General features: G+C 42.7%; 17 protein-coding genes. 7 read left to right on the top strand and 10 right to left on the bottom strand.

The window, feature by feature from the left end; all coding sequences use genetic code 11:
• Positions 1-26: 26 nt before the first annotated feature.
• Both IPL35_15860 and IPL35_15865 read left to right on the top strand, forming a co-directional pair.
• Entirely contained in the window at positions 27-1,475 is a 1,449-nt protein-coding gene (locus IPL35_15860) for a hypothetical protein (protein ID MBK8444781.1), read from the top strand.
• Positions 1,476-1,557: 82 nt separating this feature from the next.
• Complete coding sequence (locus IPL35_15865) at positions 1,558-2,205, top strand: Crp/Fnr family transcriptional regulator (protein MBK8444782.1); 648 nt, start codon at positions 1,558-1,560, stop codon at positions 2,203-2,205.
• A gap of 66 nt (positions 2,206-2,271) precedes the next feature.
• Here the strand turns inward: IPL35_15865 and IPL35_15870 are convergent, their stop codons facing one another.
• Positions 2,272-3,708 carry a hypothetical protein gene (locus IPL35_15870; protein MBK8444783.1) on the bottom strand — a complete coding sequence of 479 codons (1,437 nt, stop codon included), beginning with the start codon at positions 3,706-3,708 and terminating at the stop codon, positions 2,272-2,274.
• A 97-nt stretch (positions 3,709-3,805) separates the two neighbouring features.
• Here IPL35_15870 and IPL35_15875 point away from each other — a divergent pair, with 97 nt between their 5' ends.
• The gene (locus IPL35_15875; GenBank protein ID MBK8444784.1) at positions 3,806-4,381 is read left to right on the top strand and encodes a thymidine kinase; all 576 of its coding nucleotides are present in this window, start codon (positions 3,806-3,808) and stop codon (positions 4,379-4,381) included.
• Positions 4,382-4,449: 68 nt separating this feature from the next.
• Complete coding sequence (locus IPL35_15880; GenBank protein MBK8444785.1) at positions 4,450-5,349, top strand: 3-hydroxybutyryl-CoA dehydrogenase; 900 nt, start codon at positions 4,450-4,452, stop codon at positions 5,347-5,349.
• 128 nt (positions 5,350-5,477) lie between these two features.
• Here IPL35_15880 and IPL35_15885 read toward each other — a convergent pair whose 3' ends face one another.
• Positions 5,478-7,025 (bottom strand): NAD(P)H-hydrate dehydratase, encoded by a 1,548-nt coding sequence (locus IPL35_15885; protein MBK8444786.1) that lies wholly within the window; start codon positions 7,023-7,025, stop codon positions 5,478-5,480.
• Here IPL35_15885 and IPL35_15890 point away from each other — a divergent pair.
• Positions 6,915-10,676, top strand: a complete 3,762-nt coding sequence (locus tag IPL35_15890) for a leucine-rich repeat domain-containing protein (protein MBK8444787.1) — start codon at positions 6,915-6,917, stop codon at positions 10,674-10,676. The two genes, IPL35_15885 and IPL35_15890, sit on opposite strands and share 111 nt — an antisense overlap.
• 330 nt (positions 10,677-11,006) lie before the next feature.
• A complete protein-coding gene (locus IPL35_15895; GenBank protein MBK8444788.1) occupies positions 11,007-11,210 on the top strand; it encodes a hypothetical protein in 204 nt (67 codons plus the stop codon).
• A gap of 351 nt (positions 11,211-11,561) precedes the next feature.
• Here IPL35_15895 and IPL35_15900 read toward each other — a convergent pair whose 3' ends face one another.
• Positions 11,562-11,978, bottom strand: coding sequence for a hypothetical protein (locus tag IPL35_15900; GenBank protein ID MBK8444789.1), 417 nt, complete (start codon positions 11,976-11,978; stop codon positions 11,562-11,564).
• Between the two features lie 47 nt (positions 11,979-12,025).
• A complete protein-coding gene (locus IPL35_15905) occupies positions 12,026-13,471 on the bottom strand; it encodes an NADH-quinone oxidoreductase subunit M (GenBank protein ID MBK8444790.1) in 1,446 nt (481 codons plus the stop codon).
• Positions 13,472-13,675: 204 nt separating this feature from the next.
• Here IPL35_15905 and IPL35_15910 point away from each other — a divergent pair, with 204 nt between their 5' ends.
• Positions 13,676-15,391, top strand: a complete 1,716-nt coding sequence (locus tag IPL35_15910) for a PKD domain-containing protein (GenBank protein ID MBK8444791.1) — start codon at positions 13,676-13,678, stop codon at positions 15,389-15,391.
• A gap of 41 nt (positions 15,392-15,432) precedes the next feature.
• Here IPL35_15910 and nuoL read toward each other — a convergent pair whose 3' ends face one another.
• The 6 genes from nuoL to IPL35_15940 all read right to left on the bottom strand — a co-directional run bounded on the left by nuoL (position 15,433) and on the right by IPL35_15940 (position 20,389).
• Complete coding sequence (gene nuoL, locus IPL35_15915) at positions 15,433-17,319, bottom strand: NADH-quinone oxidoreductase subunit L (GenBank protein ID MBK8444792.1); 1,887 nt, start codon at positions 17,317-17,319, stop codon at positions 15,433-15,435.
• A 133-nt stretch (positions 17,320-17,452) separates the two neighbouring features.
• The gene (gene nuoK, locus IPL35_15920; protein MBK8444793.1) at positions 17,453-17,761 is read right to left on the bottom strand and encodes an NADH-quinone oxidoreductase subunit NuoK; all 309 of its coding nucleotides are present in this window, start codon (positions 17,759-17,761) and stop codon (positions 17,453-17,455) included.
• Positions 17,762-17,862: 101 nt separating this feature from the next.
• Positions 17,863-18,369, bottom strand: coding sequence for an NADH-quinone oxidoreductase subunit J (locus IPL35_15925; protein ID MBK8444794.1), 507 nt, complete (start codon positions 18,367-18,369; stop codon positions 17,863-17,865).
• Between the two features lie 31 nt (positions 18,370-18,400).
• Entirely contained in the window at positions 18,401-18,895 is a 495-nt protein-coding gene (locus tag IPL35_15930) for an NADH-quinone oxidoreductase subunit I (protein MBK8444795.1), read from the bottom strand.
• 205 nt (positions 18,896-19,100) lie between these two features.
• A complete protein-coding gene (locus IPL35_15935; protein ID MBK8444796.1) occupies positions 19,101-20,108 on the bottom strand; it encodes a peptidoglycan DD-metalloendopeptidase family protein in 1,008 nt (335 codons plus the stop codon).
• A complete protein-coding gene (locus tag IPL35_15940; protein ID MBK8444797.1) occupies positions 20,096-20,389 on the bottom strand; it encodes a hypothetical protein in 294 nt (97 codons plus the stop codon). The genes IPL35_15935 and IPL35_15940 overlap by 13 nt, the downstream gene beginning before the upstream one ends.
• Between the last annotated feature and the right edge of the window lie 141 nt (positions 20,390-20,530).

Genomic DNA, 20,530 nt, shown 5'->3' on the forward strand with positions numbered 1-20,530 from the left:
AACCCGTAAAGTATCGGTGGCATTGTATGTATAAAAGTAAACTTTTGCGGCTAATGGGTACTTTGAGTAAAAAAGAACTCAAAGCATTTGCGCTATATCTCGCATCGCCTTACTTCAATCTGCACACCGAACCCAAATTACTTTTTAAACACCTCAGCAATCATCACCCCGATTTTACGCACCAGCACATAGAGCGCGGGAAAGTTTTTGAGCAGATTTTCGGAAAAGTACCTTTCAACGAGCGACAACTCAACTATATGATGAGCGAATTGTGTCGGCTGTTGGAGGATTTTTTGTTGCTGGAAGAATTGCAGCAGCAGCCCCAACGCCGCCAAATGCTGCTCTTGGATATGCTCAATCACCGCCGATTAGATAAGTCTTTTAAGCAGGAAACCAAAGCCGTACAAGCCGACTTGGAGGGAGGTGCCACCGGTATTGATATTGAACATTACCGCTATTTGTATTTGCTGCACGAGCAAATAGCCCTCTTTGAAACACAGCGCGACAACCGCTTTGATTTTGCCTATTTGTCGCAAATGCTCGATTATTTAGATGTTTTTTATATCGCCAACAAACTCAAATACGCCTGCGAAATTCTCAACTATCAAAATGTGTTGCGCATTGCGTATCAGCCCGCGCTGCTACCCGAAGTAATGACGCATATCCAAGAAAAAGAATTGCATCATTTGCCCATTATTCAGGCGTATTATTTGGTGTATCTTACCCTCAAAGAACCCGAACAGGAAACCCATTTTGAAAATTTAATTCAAAAATTAGATGAATTTGTGCAGGTTTTTAAAGCCGATTTGCTGCGCGAACTGCATATTTATGCCCGAAATTATTGTATCAAAAAGCTCAATAGCGGTAATATTTCTTATTTAAACCGCTTGTTTGAATTGTATCAAAAAGCTCTTGAACAGGGACTTTTATTTACAGAAAATGTGATGTCGGAGTGGGATTACAAAAACATCACTTCTATTGCGCTGCGCCTGAACGAAATTAAATGGGTGGAGCAATTTATTCATCGCTATCGCAATTACCTGAACGAAACGGTGCGCCAAAATGCTTATAATTTTAATCTGGCTTCTGTGTATTTTCATCAAAAAGAATACAGCAATACCATTGCCACGCTGCGCGATGTAAATATCGCCGACACTTATTATTTTATGGAAACCAAATCGCTGCTGCTCAAAACATATTTTGAATTGGACGAGACTTTGGTGTTGATTTCTTTGACCGACTCCCTGAAAAAATATTTGCACCTCAACAAAAAAATTGCAGCTTTCCAAAAAGAAATCCGCCTGAAATTTATCACTTTCCTCAAAAGATTGCTGAAGATAAAACTGATGCGCACCAACAAAATTTCGCAGCGCGAAAAGCTGCAGGACTTGCGCACCAAAATTGCCGCCGCCCAAGTTGCCGACAAAACGTGGTTATTGCAAAAAACAGACAGTATGATGGGGGCATTGTTGTAATTTCGCCACTGCCTTGATGAACAAAAATGATTAGGTTTTATTTTTAATGGTAATTTCTTTTATCAACACTAAAAAAACATTTATGTCGCCGATTAATAATATAGCTCTGACCGAACAATTACACTCGCTTTTTGAACCTGCTTTGGTAGCAGAAATGATAGAATTTGGCAAAGAAATGAAAATTGAAGCGGGGAAAATGATTATGGACTACGGCAAACAGGTGAGTATGATGCCTTTGATTGTGGGCGGTACGGTGAAAGTGATGAAAATGGACGATGAAGGCAGAGAAATTTTGTTGTATTATCTCTCTGACCACGATAGTTGCAGTATGGCTTTTGCTTGTTGTATGGAGAGCCGCCGCAGCGAAATCCGTGCTGTTGCTGAAGAAGATGTGACTTTAATTGCTTTGCCCCAGCAAAAACTCAACGAATGGATATGTAAGTATCCTTCGTGGAAAAGCTATATTTTTAACAATTTTGACAAGCGTTTTTCGGAGCTGCTCAAATCTATTGAAGGGATTGCTTTTAAAAAGTTAGATGAGCGTTTGGTGGCTTATCTAAAAGAGCGACAAAGGGTAGGAAAATCCTCTTTGATAAAGGCTTCGCATCAAAATATTGCCGAAGAATTGGGTACTTCGCGGGTGGTGGTGTCGCGTTTGCTCAAACAATTGGAAAACGACCAAAAACTGCTCCTCTATCGCAACGAAATTAAGCTGCTGAAAGATTTTTAGCCCGTTTTTGGTCGTTTTTTTATTAGAAAGAATCTTTTTTTTCTTCTGCTATCTCTTTTTTTTCTTTTACCACAAAAAGCGTGATTTCACTATATCCAAAAACTCACGCACGGTGCTGTCGCTGTTGTCCCAGTGGTATTTGGGTTTTATGTTCAAATTCAGATAGGTGAACGCCTCAATAACGCTGTTGGATTGATTTAAATCGTGAATGGTCTTTTCATATACTGCCGTGTCGCCGCCAAATAATTCGCTCAAAAACGTAAAGCGTTGGTTGAAGCTGATATTAAATTTGCCGTTGGCAGCAGCACCGTTCAGGCGATCTACAGTGTCGTGGCTGTTGTCGTCTTTGGCAGCGAAACGTTCGTTGAGGTTAGTAGGTGTTTCTATTTTTTCGCTTACGGTGTCTTTCAAATTGTCCAACAGGGCAGTGGCATTGTTGAAAGTATCGGCGGCTTTGTCTTTGATGTCGCTCAAAATTTCGGTAGGTGCGCCACTCCACGCCGCCGCTTTGTTTTTTACCGACTCTGCCGCTTCTTCGGCTTCGGTTTTGAGCGAATCCCAACCAGTGGAAAATTTAGACGACAAGGAGGCGGCTTGCTCTTTGGCGGCTTCTTTCAGTTGCTCGCTTTTTTTTGCTAATACCTCCACCGGCGATTTGTCGCGGATTTTTTGAATGAGGTTATTGTCAAATACTTCTGTGGCGTTGTGGTCTGCTTCGGCTACCGCTTGCAGCATTTCTTTGGGCAAAGACAAAGTAGGCTCTTCGGCTTTCAGTTCTGCCTCTGCCGTCACCGTTTCGGGTATATTGATTTCTATTTCTATCTCTTGTTCAGCTGCCGCATTGCGAATAGATGCAGTATCGGCATCGGCTGCCGCCAAAGTAACGACAGGCTCTGTAATCTCCGCAAGTACAAGAGGCTCTTCCGCTATTTCTGCTTCGGGAAGGAGTTCGGCACTTGCCGCCGCTTCTACAGGCTCAGGGGTTGCTTCGGGTAGGTCTGTGCTTTCCGCCACTGCAGTGCTTGTTTCTTCGATGGCTTCTTCAATAGCAGCAGTTGTTTCTTCTATGACCGTTTCGTGCTCGGCTGTTATCACTTCTTCCGCTATCTCTGCCATCGGCGGCTCTGCTGCCGTTTCAACAGCGATATTTTCAACGACAGGCTCTGGAGCAGGCGGCAGTGTTTCGGCTACCGGCTCAATGATGGGGTCGGCGGCGGCTATCGGCGGCGCGGGGGCTACTGCTTCGGGCGCAACTATCACCGGAGGCACTACCGCTACCGGCGGCGGGGCTACGGCGGTAGAAACAGGCACAGCCCGCAAATCGGTGTGCAGATTATCCAATTCTAATTCAATGATGGTATCGTAGAGTTCGGTGGCATATTGCTTGAGCAAAATCAACTGTAGCTGAAACGATTTCGGTTGTTCATTATCGCGCAGGCATTTGTACAAATAATCCACTTTGTCTATCACCAATTTCAATTCGGGCAATTTAGACTTGTTCATATTCTTGGCGGCTGTTTTGGGGGGATAAAGATATTTTATATACTATATACGAGTAAAATTAAAACTTTATTTTTTTATTTGCATAAAATTTTCAACTATGTTTATAGAACCTTCCATTGCCTCCAAGCAAAAAGGGTGGATAGAAGTTATTTGCGGCTCTATGTTTTCGGGCAAAACCGAAGAATTAATCCGGCGGCTGCGCCGCGCACAGATTGCCAACCAAAGGGTGGAAATTTTCAAGCCCACCATTGACAAGCGTTATGATGAGGAAAGTGTTGTATCCCATAATAAAAACAGCATTGCTTCTACACCCGTAGAAAATTCGCAGGCAATCTTATTATTGGCTCATAATGTAAATGTGGTAGGCATTGACGAGGCGCAGTTTTTTGATGAAAATTTGCCCGATGTGTGCGAGCAGTTGGCAAAAAAAGGTTTGCGCGTGGTAGTGGCGGGTTTGGATAAAGACTTTTTGGGAAAACCCTTCGGTTGTATGCCTTATATTTTGGCTTTGGGCGATTATGTCACTAAATTGCACGCTATTTGTGTGCGGTGCGGTGATTTGGCGACTCATTCTTTTCGCAAAACAAACAATAGCGGCACTATCTTAATCGGCGAAACGGAATCGTATGAGCCGCGCTGCCGAAATTGTTATTATCAGCACAATACCAAGTAGATTTTTTTTGTATATTTTTGATTGGAAATAATTATTACTTTTTACTTTATATTTTATTTTTTTGGTTCATGAATTTTAATATTATCACCGTTATCGGAGCCGGAACGATGGGCAACGGCATCGCTCATGTATGCGCTCAACAGGGCTACACCGTGCGTTTGTTAGATGTAAATGAAGTCGCTTTGCAAAAAGCTGTGGCAACCATCGCCACCAATTTAGACCGCCTCATTGCCAAGCAAAGCCTCACCGAAGCCGACAAAACTGCCACCCTCGCCCGCCTCAGCACCCACACCGATATGGCGGCTGCCGTGCGCAATGCCGACTTGGTGATAGAAGCCGCCACCGAAAATGTGGAACTGAAACTCAAGATTTTTAAACAATTAGATGAGTTGTGCGCCCCCGAAACGCTTTTGGCAAGCAATACTTCTTCTATTTCTATTACCAAAATTGCCGCCGCTACCCGCCGCCCGCAACAGGTAATCGGTATGCACTTTATGAATCCCGTGCCGGTGATGAAATTGGTGGAGGTGATTCGCGGATATGCCACTTCAGATGCCGTAACAACTGCTACGATAGACTTGTCGCGCCGACTGCAAAAAATTCCGGTAGAGGTGAACGATTACCCGGGTTTTGTGGCAAACCGTATTTTGATGCCGATGATTAACGAAGCCGTTTATACGCTGTATGAGAGCGTAGCGGGCGTGGAAGAAATAGATACGGTGATGAAACTCGGTATGGCGCACCCGATGGGTCCTTTGCAATTGGCTGATTTTATCGGTTTAGATGTGTGTCTGGCGATTTTGCGCGTATTGCACGAGGGTTTTGGAAACCCCAAATACGCCCCCTGCCCTTTGTTGGTGAATATGGTGACAGCCGGAAAATTAGGTAGAAAAAGCGGCGAAGGTTTTTATGATTACAGCGGCGGCGGCAAAGAATTGATAGTGGCAGCAGGATTTAAGAAATTGTAGCACCTGTATATTCCTCTTTTATCGCTTATCAATGAGGGGAACACAGATGAAACGGATTTAGCGGATAAGCACAGATTTTTATCCGTGAAAACCTGTTCAATCCGTCCAATCTGTGTTCCAAAAAAATATCAGTCTGTATCATTTTGTTTTTTTATTTCCCAAAACGCATTGCTCAGGTTTTCGGCGATGTCGGAGGCGGTCATTGCCTCTTGCCCCCACTGCTGCGCCGCCCAATCGCCGGCACGCCCGTGCAAATAAACGCCCAAACGCGCTGCCGTTGCTGCCTCGTAGCCCTGCGCCCATAAGCCGCATATCATACCACTCAATACATCGCCACTGCCGCCTTTCGCCATACCCGCATTGCCGCTACTGTTGAAATACACCGTGCCATCGGGCAGTGCAACGGCGGTATGCGCTCCTTTCAGCACCACTATTGCCTGATGCTGTCGGGCAAAGTCGCGTTGCCATTGTAGTTTTTCTTCGTCGCTTTTCCATTTTTTACCCACCAATCGCTCAAATTCTTTGGGGTGTGGCGTGAGTATGCTGTGTGGCGGCAACAAGTCCAATAAATAGCGGTGCGCTGCCATGATATTCAGCGCATCGGCATCTAACAAAAGGCGCGGCGGTTTTTGTTCCAATACCTTTTCCAAAAAACAGCGCACAGGCTCTGCCGTTCCGATGCCGCAACCGATGCCCACTACTGCATACTTGTCGGTATCGGGGCTGTTGCCGTGCAGATAATGAGGCTGCGTGGCTTCGCTGCAATTGCACATTGCTTCGGGAACGCCGCCCTGAACAATGCCGTAGCCGCAAGCAGGCACATACATCGTCAGCAGTCCCGCTCCACTGCGCAAACAGCCCTTTGCCGCCAATAGTGCCGCTCCTATTTTCCCGAAACTCCCCATTGCCAAGCATACCTGCCCGAAATCGCCTTTGTGGGCGAATTTTTTGCGGCGAAGCAGGAGAGCTTGCAGGTCGGCGGCGGTGCTGTAATAATAAGAAGTGGGGGCTTCGGCGATAAATTGTGGGTGCAAACCTATCGGCAAAAGGTGCCACTCGCCCGAAAAATCCTGATACTGCGGCAGCAGCAAAGCTAATTTGGGCAACTCAAAAGTGAGCGTATGCGTGGCGCGTACTATATGCTGCAAGGGGTTTTGGCTGTTGTCGTCGCAAAACAAGCCGGAAGGAATATCAATGGAAATGAGGGGGTACTCGCTTTGGTTCATATATTGAATCAGGGCAGCCTGCAAACTGTCGGCGGCGAGGGGGCGGTTGAAGCCACTGCCAAAAAGTGCGTCAATCAATACGGCAGCAGGCGAAAAAACAGGAAAATCGCTGCTGCTGTGCAGGAGGTGCAGGGGTATGCGCTTGAAAGCGAGCATTGCCGCACTTGCCAGAAAATCGGCAGAAGCCTTGTGATGGTGGTAAGTGGGGGCATATAGCTGCACCGCATAGCCCGCATCGTGGAGCAAAGCACCGATTTGCAAGCCATCGCCGCCATTGTTGCCACTGCCGCAAAAGATATAAAAAGTGTGGCGGTGCGGGTGATAGCGGCGGCGCAGCCAATGAAAACAAGCGGCGGCGGCGCGTTGCATCAGCGACAAAGACGAGACCGGCTCGTGGGCGATGGTATAGGCATCGGCAGCGCGAATTTGGGCGGCTTGCAGGATTTTCATATTTCAGGGGCTTATTTTTTTGTTTTTTGTTCCCTCAACAAAATTAGAAAATCCCTATATTTACGCTTATATTTTTTACCCAAAGAAACGAAACTGCACCCGATGAGCCGCACCTCAGCCGAAGCCATGTACCGCATAGATAAAGCGAAACGAAACGGAGCAACAACTTTAGATTTAGGTGGATTCGGATTAACCACCATACCGTCCGAATTGGATAACTTGGCACACTTACAAGAATTAAACCTTTCCTATAATAATATCAGCGAGATAAAGGGCTTGGATAATTTGAGCAACTTGCAGCAATTATACCTTGATAATAATCAAATCAGCGAGATAAAGGGTTTGGATATGTTGAGCAACTTGCAAAGATTAGACCTTTATTCTAATAAAAACAGCGAGATAATGGTCTTGGATAATTTGGGAAGCTTACAGGAATTAAACCTTTACGATAATCAAATCAGCGAGATAAAGGGCTTGGATAATTTGAGCAACTTGCAGCAATTATACCTTGATAATAATCAAATCAGCGAGATAAAGGGTTTGGATATGTTGAGCAACTTGCAAAGATTAGACCTTTATTCTAATAAAATCAGCGAGATAAAGGGTTTGGATATGTTGAGCAACTTACAGGAATTAAACCTTTACGATAATAAAATCAGCGAGATAAAGGGCTTGGATAATTTGAGCAACTTACAGGAATTAAACCTTTACGATAATAAAATCAGCGAGATAAAGGGCTTGGATAATTTGAGTAATGTGCAAATATTAGACCTTTATAATAATCAAATCAGCAAGATAAAGGACTTGGATAATCTGAGTAACTTGCAAATATTAAACCTTTCCGCTAATCAAATCAGTGAGATAAAGGGCTTGGATAATCTGAGTAACTTGCAAAGATTAGAGCTTCGCAATAATCAAATTACAGCTATTGAGCCTTTTTTGCTCTTTTTACAGCGCGAAAACCGACCTTTAAAAATAGTTTTTTCTAATCATACTTTTATCATAAACAATCAAAGCATCAACCTCTACGACAATCCCCTCCAAACGCCGCCTTTGGCTATTGCTCAAGAGGGTACGGCGGCAATATTGCGGTATTTTGAGGAGTTAAAGAAAGGAACAAAACCGTTGATGGAGGCAAAGGTGCTGATAGTGGGGCAAGGCGAAGCAGGTAAAACTTCTTTGAAGCGAAAATTAATGGATATAAATGCCGAACTGCCCGAAGGAAAAGACACAACCCGCACCATAGAAATAGACCGTAAGCCGTACCCCTATCAAAAGGAAACCCTGACCATTCATTACTGGGACTTTGGCGCACAAAATATTCAGCACTATGCGCATCAGTTTTTTTTAACCGAAAACTCCTTGTATATACTCCTGAGCAACGACCGCGAACAAAACCCCAATTTTCAATATTGGCTCAATATCATCGCTTTATTGGGAAAAAACAGCAAGGTATTGATTGTCCAAAACCAAAAACAGGGGCATTGTGCCCCCATCCGCAATGCCGCCGCCATTCGGGGGCGTTTTGGCAATGTATTGTCGCCTTTTTATGCTTTAGACATCAGCAAAGTTGCCGATGAAGGCAAAGACCGGAAGGAATATGAAAATATTGAACGAGCCATTGTTCAACAAGCCTTAGCCATTCCCTTAGTGACACGCTCCTATGCTGCTTCTTTTGTGGATATACGAAAAAAATTGGAGGACTTGCCTGCTTCAATGCAGTATCTTACTTGGCAGGATTATATAAATATATGTAAGAAATTTGGAGTGTCGGAAGATACGGCAAAGGATTACGCCATTGCTTACAATGCGGTAGGTGTTTGTTTATATTATCCCGACCATTATCTGTTAAATAATTATGTGTTTCTGCGCCCCAAGTGGATTATAGATGCCCTATTTGATTTGCTCTATTCGCCTGATGTAGAAGGAGGTGAATTGGACAGTTGCCGTTTGAAATCTATATGGAGTGCTCCCCATTATGCGGGTATGCACGGCAATTTATTGTATTTGCTGGAGCATTTTGAATTGTGTTACCGCGTACAGGACAAAGAAAATTTGTATATAGTACCCCAGCGTTTGCCCATTGCCTCCGATAGTTACGGCTTTGAGGTGCAGAATACCACGCAAGTAGTATATGACTACGAGTTTATGCCGACCGGTATTATTACGCGCTTTATTTGTCGCCAGCACCTCAAAATAAAAAAAGTATGGTGCGATGCCGTAATTTTGGAATATCAACAAGAAACCGCCTTAGTAAAAGAAGTATATGGCGACAACAAAATAAAAATAGAAGCAAGCATCCTGCACAACAATATTTTGCTCAATATTATCATTGACTGCATAGATACCATACATCAGAGTTTTAAAGAGAAAGGGTTTAATTTGAACGTGAAAAAACTGATACCCTGTTGTTGTGAGGAGTGCATAAATTCTGAAGAGCCTTATTATTTTGAATATGATGATCTGATGAAGTTGGTGCGGCGGGGCGAAGCCAAGGATAAAGAACGCTGTAAAAAAAGTAATACAAGGATTGTTATCGAAGATATTTTAAAACGCAGTAATTTAGAGACCATTAAAAATAAAGGTATGACCCGTATTTTCATCTCTTATTCCAAGATGGATTTACCGCTTATTTCAGAATTTCAAAATCACCTCAAGGTACTCAAGCGCGATAATTTAGTAGAAAGCTGGTTTTGCACGGAGCTGTTGGCAGGCGGCAAATGGGACAATGATATTCAGGAGCATTTTAATAAAGCGGATATGGTCTGTTTTATGGTGAGTTCGAATTTTATGAGTAACGATTATATTTATGAATACGAAATTAAAAGAGCCTTTGAACGGCAAAATGAAGACCCCAATTTTAAGATAGTGCCTATTATTTTAGATTTTTGCCGTTGGAAAACCCAAACCTACAATCTAAGCGATTTTACGGCATTGCCCTATACTGCCAAGCCCATTTGTGATTTTGAAAACAGAAATTTAGCTTGGTATATTGTAATTGAGTGTTTGCGCATCAGTATAGAAGAAGGAAAATATCCAAATTCGGAAGATTATTTCGCCAATCACGAACAATTTCCACAGGATATAAGAGCATATTTTAAGACCACTAAAGAAAAAGTAAAAAAAATTGATACCGAAGATATTTTAAAACGCAGTAATTTAGAGACCATTAAAAATAAAGGTATGAAAAAAATTTTTATTTCTTATGCAGAAGAAGATGCAACGTATTTAAGAGATTTTGTAACTGCTATTTCTACACTAAAAAGACAAGGTTTAGTTGAATCTTGGTTTGACCGTGAATCTTTGCCCGGAAGTGATTGGGATAGTGATATACAGAACAATATGCGCAAGGCGGATATTATTGTGATATTAGTGAGCGGTGATTATTTCAAAGAAGAAAAAAAATATATTTGGGAGGTTGAAATTCCCATTATTGCCGAAAAATTATGCTCCGCACCCAATAGCGTTATTCCGGTTGTTGTTCGTCCTACGGATAGTTGGTACGATGTTCCAATAGGAAAAAATATTACTTTGGGAAAACCCAATGCTTTGCCCGCCAAAGGAAAACCAATTACTGACTTTCAAAAAGATGCGGCTTGGCAAGAAGTAGCTGCCGGAATACGGCGCGTTATACAACATAAGTTAGATTGACCCAAAGTTAATGGAGTCATCTCCCTCAATCCCTCTTTTTTGAAGGTGGGAAGTTTTCTTTATCCAACTTTTCAACTTTATCCAACTTTTCAACTTTATTCAACTTTCCAACTTTGTCAAAGTTCGAACTTTGACAAAGTTATCCCCCCATACCTCCAACGTCCGCCCTTTAACCTGCAATTTCCTCCCTCCGACCCTCGGCGTTGTGGGTGCATACCTGCAATTTCCTACCCCAGCCCTCCAACGTCCTCGCTTTGACTTGCAATTTTCTCCCCTCTACCTCCAACGCCCTCCCTTTGACCTGCAATTTCCTCCCTCCGACCCTCGGCGTTGTGGGTGCATACCTGCAATTTCCTCCTCCCTACCTCCAACGTCCTCGCTTTGACCTGCAATTTCCGCCCTTTGACCTCCAATTTCCTCCCTTTGACCCTCGGCGTTGTGGGTACATACCTGCAATTTGCTCCCCTCTACCTCCAACGTCCTCGCTTTGACCTGCAATTTGCTCCTATACACCTGCAATTTGCATTGTTTTAAATACTGAGGTCAATTTGAAATATGGAACGCCGAAGACTTGAAATCTTTGTAGAAAAAAATAATGCCCAAAATCTGAAAATTTCTTTCGGGGCTATATAGGGTTTTATATCAATATCTCCTCAAAAAAGATGGGATAAGGTATCTTTTTTATTTTTCTACCTATATATCAGCCCTGACGGGATTTTTATACCCGCACAATGAATATGCAATCCATAAATTATTTTTGTATAATTTCCCGACTCCCTAACTTGGTCAAAGTTGGGTGCTTTTTCAATATTAAGCTCCTCCCGCCGATTTCGATATTCCTCCCTCTAACCTGCAATTTGCTACTTTTTTAAAGAAAAATAGGTATTATTTCACCCGCACCCATATTTGTTCGGTGCCCCACTGCTCATTTATTTTTCGCTCTTGTTTGATGTACAAAGTATCGGTATGCCGCAATTGCATAGTCGCATCGCCCTGCTCCTTCCGCAAACCCTGCTCCGGCAAATTTGATTTGCGCAAATCCTTAAAATGATATGTCTGTGCTCCGGTTGCCCTTACTTCGCTCCATTTTACATCGCCCACCGCATACCCGAAGCCCGCACCGCGCTCATTGATTTTTATCAACTCGCCCTTGCCGCCCTTATACAACACCCGAAAACCTGCAAAATTATCGCCTACACGTTCCCATGTGCCTTCCAAGGGTTCTTGCTGCACCTTGCAAGCGGCACTCAATATGCCCCACAAGAGCAGGGCAAAGCCATAAAAAACGAATGATTTTTTCACTTCTTTTTTAAAAGTTTATATCCAATAATAAAGCCGACACCGCCGACCTATCCGCGTGCCACTTGCAGCAAAGCCTGTACTGCCGGCTCGGTGAGACGCAAAAATAAATTCGGAAATATGCCCATCAGCAACACCAATGCCACCAAAGGCAAAAGCGTGAGCAGCTCATAAGTGTTCAAATCCTGAATGGGTTTCTGAAGCTGCTTTTCGCCCAGCATAGAATACTGAAAAAAGCGCAACATATACGCCGCCCCCAAAATAATGGTGATGCCCGCTACCGCCGCAATGCCCATATTGTATTCAAATACGCCTTTGAGCAACAAAAACTCACCCACAAAACCATTCGTGAGCGGCAAAGCCACCGCCCCCAACATCAGCACTGCAAAACACACCGTCAGTAAAGGTGCTTCGCGCGTAAGCCCGCCCAATGCCTTCAACTGCCGTGTTTGGGTGCGCTGCTGTATCAGATCCACCACATAAAACAAACCCACTACATTAATACCGTGCGCCAACATCTGTATCAAACCACCTTGCCACCCCGCCAAGGTCAGCGACAAAATACCCGCCGACATCAAGCCAACGTGCGCAAACGAAGAATACGCCAACAAACGTTTTATATCCGACTGCTGCAAAGCTATCACCGAGCCGTAAATAATACCCGCTACCGACAAAACCATCGCCACGCCGCCCCATTGTGCCGTAGCTTCGGGCGTAAGCGGCAACAGCCAGCGATACAAACTATATACGCCCATTTTCAGCATAATCCCCGACAACAACATCGTAGCCGGTGCAGGCGCATCGGTGTAAGTATCCGGCTGCCAAGTATGAAAAGGGAACACCGGCATTTTGATGGCAAAAGCCACAAACAAAGCCCAAAACACCCACGTTTGCGCTGCCGACGACACAGGTGCAGCATACAAAGCAGCTACTCCCGCCTGATGCGGCAGTGGTGTTTGCAAATACAAATACACAAACGCCAGCAACATAAACAAGCTCCCGAAAATAGTATATAACAAAAACTTAAAGGTAATACGAATCCTATCCGCCCCGCCCCAAATAGCGGCTATGAAATAAATAGGAATGAGTGCGCCCTCCCAAAATAAATAATACAAAAATACATCTTGCGCCATAAACACTCCGAACAAAGCACTCTGCATCAGCAAAATAAGGGCATAGAAGGCAGAGGCACGCGCATAATGACGATTCGCTGATGCCAAAATGATAATCGGCACTAACAAACCCGTGAGCAAAACCGGCAAAATACCGATACCATCTACCCCAATATGAAAATTAAGCCCCAATTGCGGCATCCAAGGCACTAACCACACCTGTTGCAATCCGCCGTTTGGGTCGAAACCTGCAAGGAGCAGCAAAGTGACCACAAAAGCGAGCGAAGACACCGCAAAAGCAATGAATTTTGCCAAACGATTGCCTGCCAGTGCTGTCAGCAGCGCACCCACTAATGGAATAAGAATAAGTAAAAGAGCGTACATAAATAATGTAGTATATAAAATAGGCTTAGTCGGCTACAAAGGTATGAATTTTTATACAATATGCAGTTTATCTGTTTTCACAAATAAGTGATTAAGTGCATTTAGCCGTTTTTTAAAATTTACTTTTCATCGGTAATACAAATAAAAACAATAAAGCAGCATTACAAAATACGTTATATTTGTTATCAAATAATTTCAAAGAAAATGACACCGCAAAATCTGGCAAAAATTATTATACTATGGCTAAGTGCCAATATTCTATATACCAATATCACTACACTTGCCCAAACCCCAAAATACTTTTGGAATACTTATGGCAGCAGTGGAGATATCAAGGAAATAGATTCAGAAGTATTAGTTTATAATGATAGTCTGTTTATAGTGAGCGCAAAGCAATTAGACTTCGTTTCTTCTGCTACCAAAATACTCTTGTGGGGAATAGACGGAAAAGGAAACATGATATGGCAGAAATCATTTGGAGAAGAAGAAGCCTATAACAGAAAAAGCAAAATAAACCTGACTCCGCAAAAAAATATTAATTTTATCACTTATGCCTTTCCCAATGATACAAATAAAGTAGCGGTTTCTCACTTTATAGAAGTAGATAGTAAAGGAGAAACAATAATAAAAAAAGTCATACAAGATAGTATCAGCAATAAATACACCTTTTTTTATAATATTCTTAATGTTCCAAACGGATATTTATTGTCGCGCAGCTCATTCTATATTATAGACAACGACATTAAACCCAAACCCAATTTAGTAAAAATAAATTATTCGGGCGAAATGATATGGCATCGTCAATTTCCTGAATTTGATTCCGGTTTTATCAAGAATTTAACCCCTGCAAATGATGGTGGTTATTATTTAAGTGGCAGCTACGAAAAAGAAGAAAACAGAGATATTTTTCTCATAAAAACTGATAGCTTAGGTAATGACGAATGGAAAACAAGTAAAGACTCCGTCAAAATAGAGAATTTTGAACAAACACACGAAATCAACAAAGATACATTGGTAGGGATATTTAAATATTTTATAGAAGAGGAAAACAAGGGAACCATGTATATCGCTAAATTTGATAAAAATTTCAATATATTTTCGTACTCCCCTGAATTTAATGAAAAAACAACAGCATTGTTACAAAATCATCAAGATCATACTTGGATAGGGGTTGCTCCGTTTTTAGAGGGTAGCATATATATAGGTTTAGAATTTTTTAAACTTGATGCACAAGGAAATTTACTATGGAGAAGATTATACGGAAAACCTGCCTATTCTTTTTATGATGGTGGTGATATCCAAACATTATCAGATGGGAGTTTTGTTATTGTAAGTTCAAAAGAAAATGGAAAGCAATCAGACGTAATCCTGTTCAAAGTGAATTGTATGGGGCTTCAAACAGAGCCGCAAGCCTATTTTGAAACCGAAATCACTGAAACAAGCAATATACTCCGCTTTCACAACCTCAGCACCGCCGTTTATCCCGACAGCACCGATGGAGGGCATTTTGTATGGGATTTCGGCGATGGCAATACCTCTTCGCTCCAAAATCCCGAGCATAGCTACGACCGAAGCGGCACTTATCGCGTTGTACTCAAAGGCATTGTGTGTAAAGATACTTCTGTTTATCATCAGGATATTTTTGTAAAAGTGCCGCCCCCTGCCAATTATCAATGGCAATTATCCAGTCTGCACAATCGTCAAGGCACCCTGTCGCTGCTCTACGATATTCCCGAAGAGGGCAATCATAGTTTCAGATTATACGATATGCTCGGAAGAGAAGTTTTACAGCAAACCCTATTGTCTGCCACACGCGGTGCAGCAGATATTCCGCTATCCGCGCTCAGTGCAGGCTCTTATGTAGCGTGTTTGTATAAAGACAATGAAAGGATATTTATTCAAAAAATTATACTGCAATAGTGTAATTTTTTGAAAATATTATACAACTATAAAGGAGATGATTATCCCAAAAAATGCACCGCCAAAAAACAAATCAAACCCAATACGGTGGCTAAAATATAATTACCCACATCTCCTGTTTGAAACTGGCGCGTCAGGTTACTGATGTTTTTTACCAATATACCGCTTCCGTTTACTATCCAATCAATGCCCTTTTCCGTAAACTCCGACCACCCCCGACTCAATCTCATCAAAGGATATACAAAAAGTGCATTGTAAATTTCGTCCACATAAAATTTGTGTGCCAGCAATTTCGTAAAGCCGCGCTGCTCGCTGTCTGCCACCGGTACATTGCCCTTGCTCACATACAGCAGCCACGTTGCCGCCAATACCACGAACACCATCGCCGAAGTAAAAATAGTCAAAGTCCACTCGGTGGCGTGCGACAAATGTGCCTGTGGCATCGTAATTACACCACTCAACCACTGGTCTAAATAATTGCGCCCTTCGGCAATAAAAGCCGGCATATTCATATAACCGCCCACCGCCGACAACACCGCCAATATCATCAAAGGCAAAGTCATCGTCAGCGGCGACTCGTGCAAATGGTGTTTCTGCTCGGCAGTGCCCCGAAACTCCCCAAAAAAGGTAACAAACAACAAACGAAGCATATAAATAGCCGTCAGCATCGCACTCAATCCGGTAAGCCCCCACAATAAAAGATTATGTGCATATAAACTTGCCAAAATGCCGTCTTTGGAAAAGAAACCCGACAAAGCGGGAAATCCGATAATGGCAAGCGTAGCGATTAAAAAAGTAAAAAACGTAATCGGCAAATGCTGGCGCAAAGCTCCCATATTGCGTATATCCTGCTCGCCGCTCATAGCGTGAATAACACTGCCTGCTCCCAAAAACAACAAGGCTTTGAAAAAAGCGTGTGTCACCAAATGAAACATAGCTGCCCCATAAGCACCCACGCCCACCGCCGTAAACATCAACCCCAACTGGCTCACGGTAGAGTATGCCAACACTTTCTTAATATCATTTTGGCGCAAACCGATGAGTGCCGCCACAATAGAAGTTGCCAAGCCAATAAGGGCGATGAAATGCAAAGTGGTAGGGGCTAAATTGTAGAGCGCATTGGAGCGCACACACATATAAATCCCCGCCGTCACCATTGTAGCAGCGTGAATGAGTGCCGACACCGGCGTAGGACCCGCCATCGCATCGGGCAACCAAGTATAAAGCGGAATTTGCGCCGATTTCCCCATCGCTCCCACAAACAGCAACAACGTAATTGCCACAATTACCGCATCATCTACCCCAAAAACACTGCCCGCTTTGGCAAAAATCTCCTGATATTCTAAGGTGTTAAAATACATCGCCAATAAAAACATACCGAGCAAAAAACCCAAATCGCCGATGCGGTTCATCACGAAGGCTTTGCGGGCGGCGGCGTTGTATTCGGCATTTTTATTCCAAAAACCGATGAGCAAAAAGGAGCAAAGCCCCACGCCTTCCCAACCGATGAACATCACCAAATAATTGCTGCCCAACACGAGCAAAAGCATCGAAAACATAAACAAATTCAAAAATGCCATAAATTTTCCGAAGCCTTCATCATCGTGCATATAGCCCACCGAATACAAATGTATCAAAGAGCCTACGCCCGTTACCACCAAGAGCATCACCAAAGAAAGCGGGTCAATCAAAAAGGAAAATCCGGTATGGAAAGTACCCACTGTGAGCCAATCAAAATAATGAAAAACTTTGGCGGTAGCTCCGTCATTGAACCATAGCAGCAAGGTGCATACAAAAGATGCCAAAGCTGCACCGCAGGCAATGAGTGCCGCCAATGCGTTGGGCAATCGGCGAAATCCTATTCCGTTCATCAAAAAACCCAATAAGGGCAAAAGCGGTATTAAAAGGGCAATAGTAGATAAGTTCATAAGGAAAATATCAAGAAAAAAACAAAGTGCTTATAACAAAAGCAAAATGTATGGATATGTTTATGTATATAAAAAGCAAGAAACCGGAAATTGTTTTTTTATTAAAAACAACTAAAAAATCTGACAATTAATTTTACCATTTCAGATTTTTCAGCGTACCGATGTCCACCGAGCGCAAATTGCGGTAAATCATCACAATAATCGCCAAGCCCACCGCTACTTCGGCTGCCGCCACCGCCATAATAAAAAACACAAAAATCTGTGCCGAAGTATCGCCGCGATAGGTAGAAAAAGCCACCAACAGCATATTAACGGCGTTGAGCATCAACTCCACGCACATAAATAAAATGAGTGCATTGCGGCGTATCAGCACACCCAGCACGCCGATGCAAAACAATGCCGTAGCAAAAAACAAATAATAATTGAGGGGTATTTGGGGCATAATCGCAGATGAGGTGTATGAAAAATATGAATGAGTATAAAAAAAAGATAAATCGCCCGAAAGCAATATTAAAACTCAAAGAAAATAATATATTTTTTAGCTTAAAACTGTCGTTCGCCTTTTTCGTTTTTACCCAACAGCACCGCCCCCACCATTGCCGACAAAAATAGCACCGATGCCAATTCAAAAGGTATTAAATAATCTTTATACAATACTTTTCCCAAGTTCTCCACCAAACCGATTTGGGAGGGTGCGCTCACATCTTGATACAGCGGCGTATCCAACAAGGACAACATCATCAGCACCAACAAAGCCCCCCCCGAAAGCAGACCACCCCACAAAAACAAAGCGGGCAGTTTCCTTTCATTGTCTTCGCGCAGGTTCAAAAACATCACCGTAAACAGAAACAACACCATAATTGCCCCCGCATATACGATAATATTCACGATTGCCAAAAATTGAGCATTGAGCAAAAAATAATGCCCACTCAAACTGACAAATACCAATATCAAGTACAAAACACTATATACAGCATTGCGCGAAAATACCACCATCAGGGCACTGAGCAACGCCACAAATGAAAAGAAATAAAATAAGGATTGTGACATAAAAAATGCGGATAAAATAAGATAGCGCGGTTTATTTTTTTACAGGCTCTACTAATTCTTCTTTGCCGTATATCACCTCATCTCTGCCATAAAAAGAAGGTGCAATAACATCATTTTGCAGAAAAATAGCTTGTTTGGGGCAGGCTTCTTCGCACAAACCACAAAAAATACAGCGCAACATATTGATTTCATACACAGCAGCGTATTTCTCTTCGCGATATAAATGTTCTTCTCCTTTTTTGCGCTCTGCCGCCTCCATCGTGATAGCCTCCGCCGGACACGCCAAAGCGCATAAGCCGCACGCCGTACAACGCTCGCGCCCCGCTTCGTCGCGTTTGAGTACATGCAAACCCCGATATACCTGACTCATCGCCCGTTGCTGTTCGGGGTATTGAATAGTGGCTTTTTTCTGAAAAAAGTGTTTAATGGTAATGCCCAAGCCCGAAGCAATAGCCGGTAAATATATTCTTTCGGCAAAACTCATCTCTTTGTTCGATACTCTCTTGGCGCGATTGCTGAGTTGCATAGCTGCTTTTTTTAGAAAAAGGATAAAAAATGAAATAAATCAATGGCAAAGATACATTGAATATCCTTGAAAAAAAATAGAATATTTTTTTAGCAGGGTCTATTATCAACAAAAGCCTTCCCAAACAAATGGGAAGGCTTTTGCACTTTATTTTTCAGTTGCGCAACGGAGCACGCAACAAATTGTTTTTTGTTTTTATATAAAATTAATGGCTGTCTGTTTGGCTCGCAATGGTTGCCACCTGTACTGTTTCCTCACTCGGCAACTGAATATCACGGAGCAATGCTACCATCGAATCACGATGCACGGCATAGTAAGGCAACATTTTTTTGTCTATCGGCTTGCTCACGCTGAATTTTTCGCGCAGAGGATCTACCTGTGTGCCGTTTTTCCAAAAACGATAGCACACATGCGGACCTGTAGCCAAGCCGGTGCTGCCCACATATCCTATCACTTGTCCTTGTTTTATATGCGTACCAATTTTTACACCTTTGGCAAATTTTGACATGTGAAGATATTGCGTTTCGTAAGTTTGGTCGTGTTTGATTTTTACAAAATTTCCGTTGCCGCTCGTGTAGCCTACTTTCTGAACCGTACCATCAGCGGTGCTGATGATAGGTGTGCCGTAAGGAGCCGCAAAATCAGTGCCCAAGTGTGCGCGCACTGTTTTGAGTACCGGATGAAAACGGCTGCGGTTGTAGCGCGAAGAGATACGACCATATTCTACCGGAGCACGAAGGAAAGATCTTTGGAGTAAGTTGTTTTTTTCATCGTAGTAGCCGCGTGTATCATCTTTTTCAAAATAAATGGCATAATTATCTTCGCTGTTTTGATTAAATACCGCCGATTTAATTTCGCCCACGCCTACCAATTTGCCATCGGCATAAATTTCTTCGTATAAAATTTTAAAATAATCGCCTTTTTGTAAGTGGAAGAAGTCCACCGACCACGCATATACCTGCGCCAATTTCACGGCAATTTTCGGCGATATCTTATTTTGCTCTAAGGTTAGATACAAAGAACTGTTGATTACACCCGAAGCTGTTTTTATTTTACGTTCTATCTGGCGTTTTTTCACATCTACCGTACCCGTACCGCCCGTAAAATCGAGCATTACATACATGGTAGGGTCGCTTTCGTAAATAAAATATTGTGCTTTTTGGTCAGCATCGCATAAAACTGTATAACCGTGCCCCGCCTTTAAGTTGCGCACGTCAAAGCCGTCACATTCCTGACCGCTATTTCGTGCACCATAGCAGTATTTATATTACAATTACCTAAAATTTCGCCCAATACTTGATTGGGTTGTATAATATCGTAATGAACACTATATTTATCAGAGTTAATGCCAAAAACTTCAATGCTGTTTTTTAAAGCGTGGGGTTCGGTATAGGCGGCATAGCTGAAACCCTCCTCTTGAGTGGTCGAAATACCCAATGCCATAAAAACAACTACCGAAAAAAGCAAGCAAGCTAAGTAAGAATATCCGCGCACAGGCTTATCTGTTTAGTTAGGAATTTAGTTACTATCGGCTCGCAAGGTACGACAATTATTTTTGAAGTAGTGAATTTATCAGAAAAAAAACAACATTTATTTTGCGATTGTCTTATTAGCAAATTTAATAAAACACTATCA

This window comes from Sphingobacteriales bacterium, from assembly GCA_016711285.1.
Classification (GTDB): domain Bacteria; phylum Bacteroidota; class Bacteroidia; order Chitinophagales; family UBA2359; genus JADJTG01.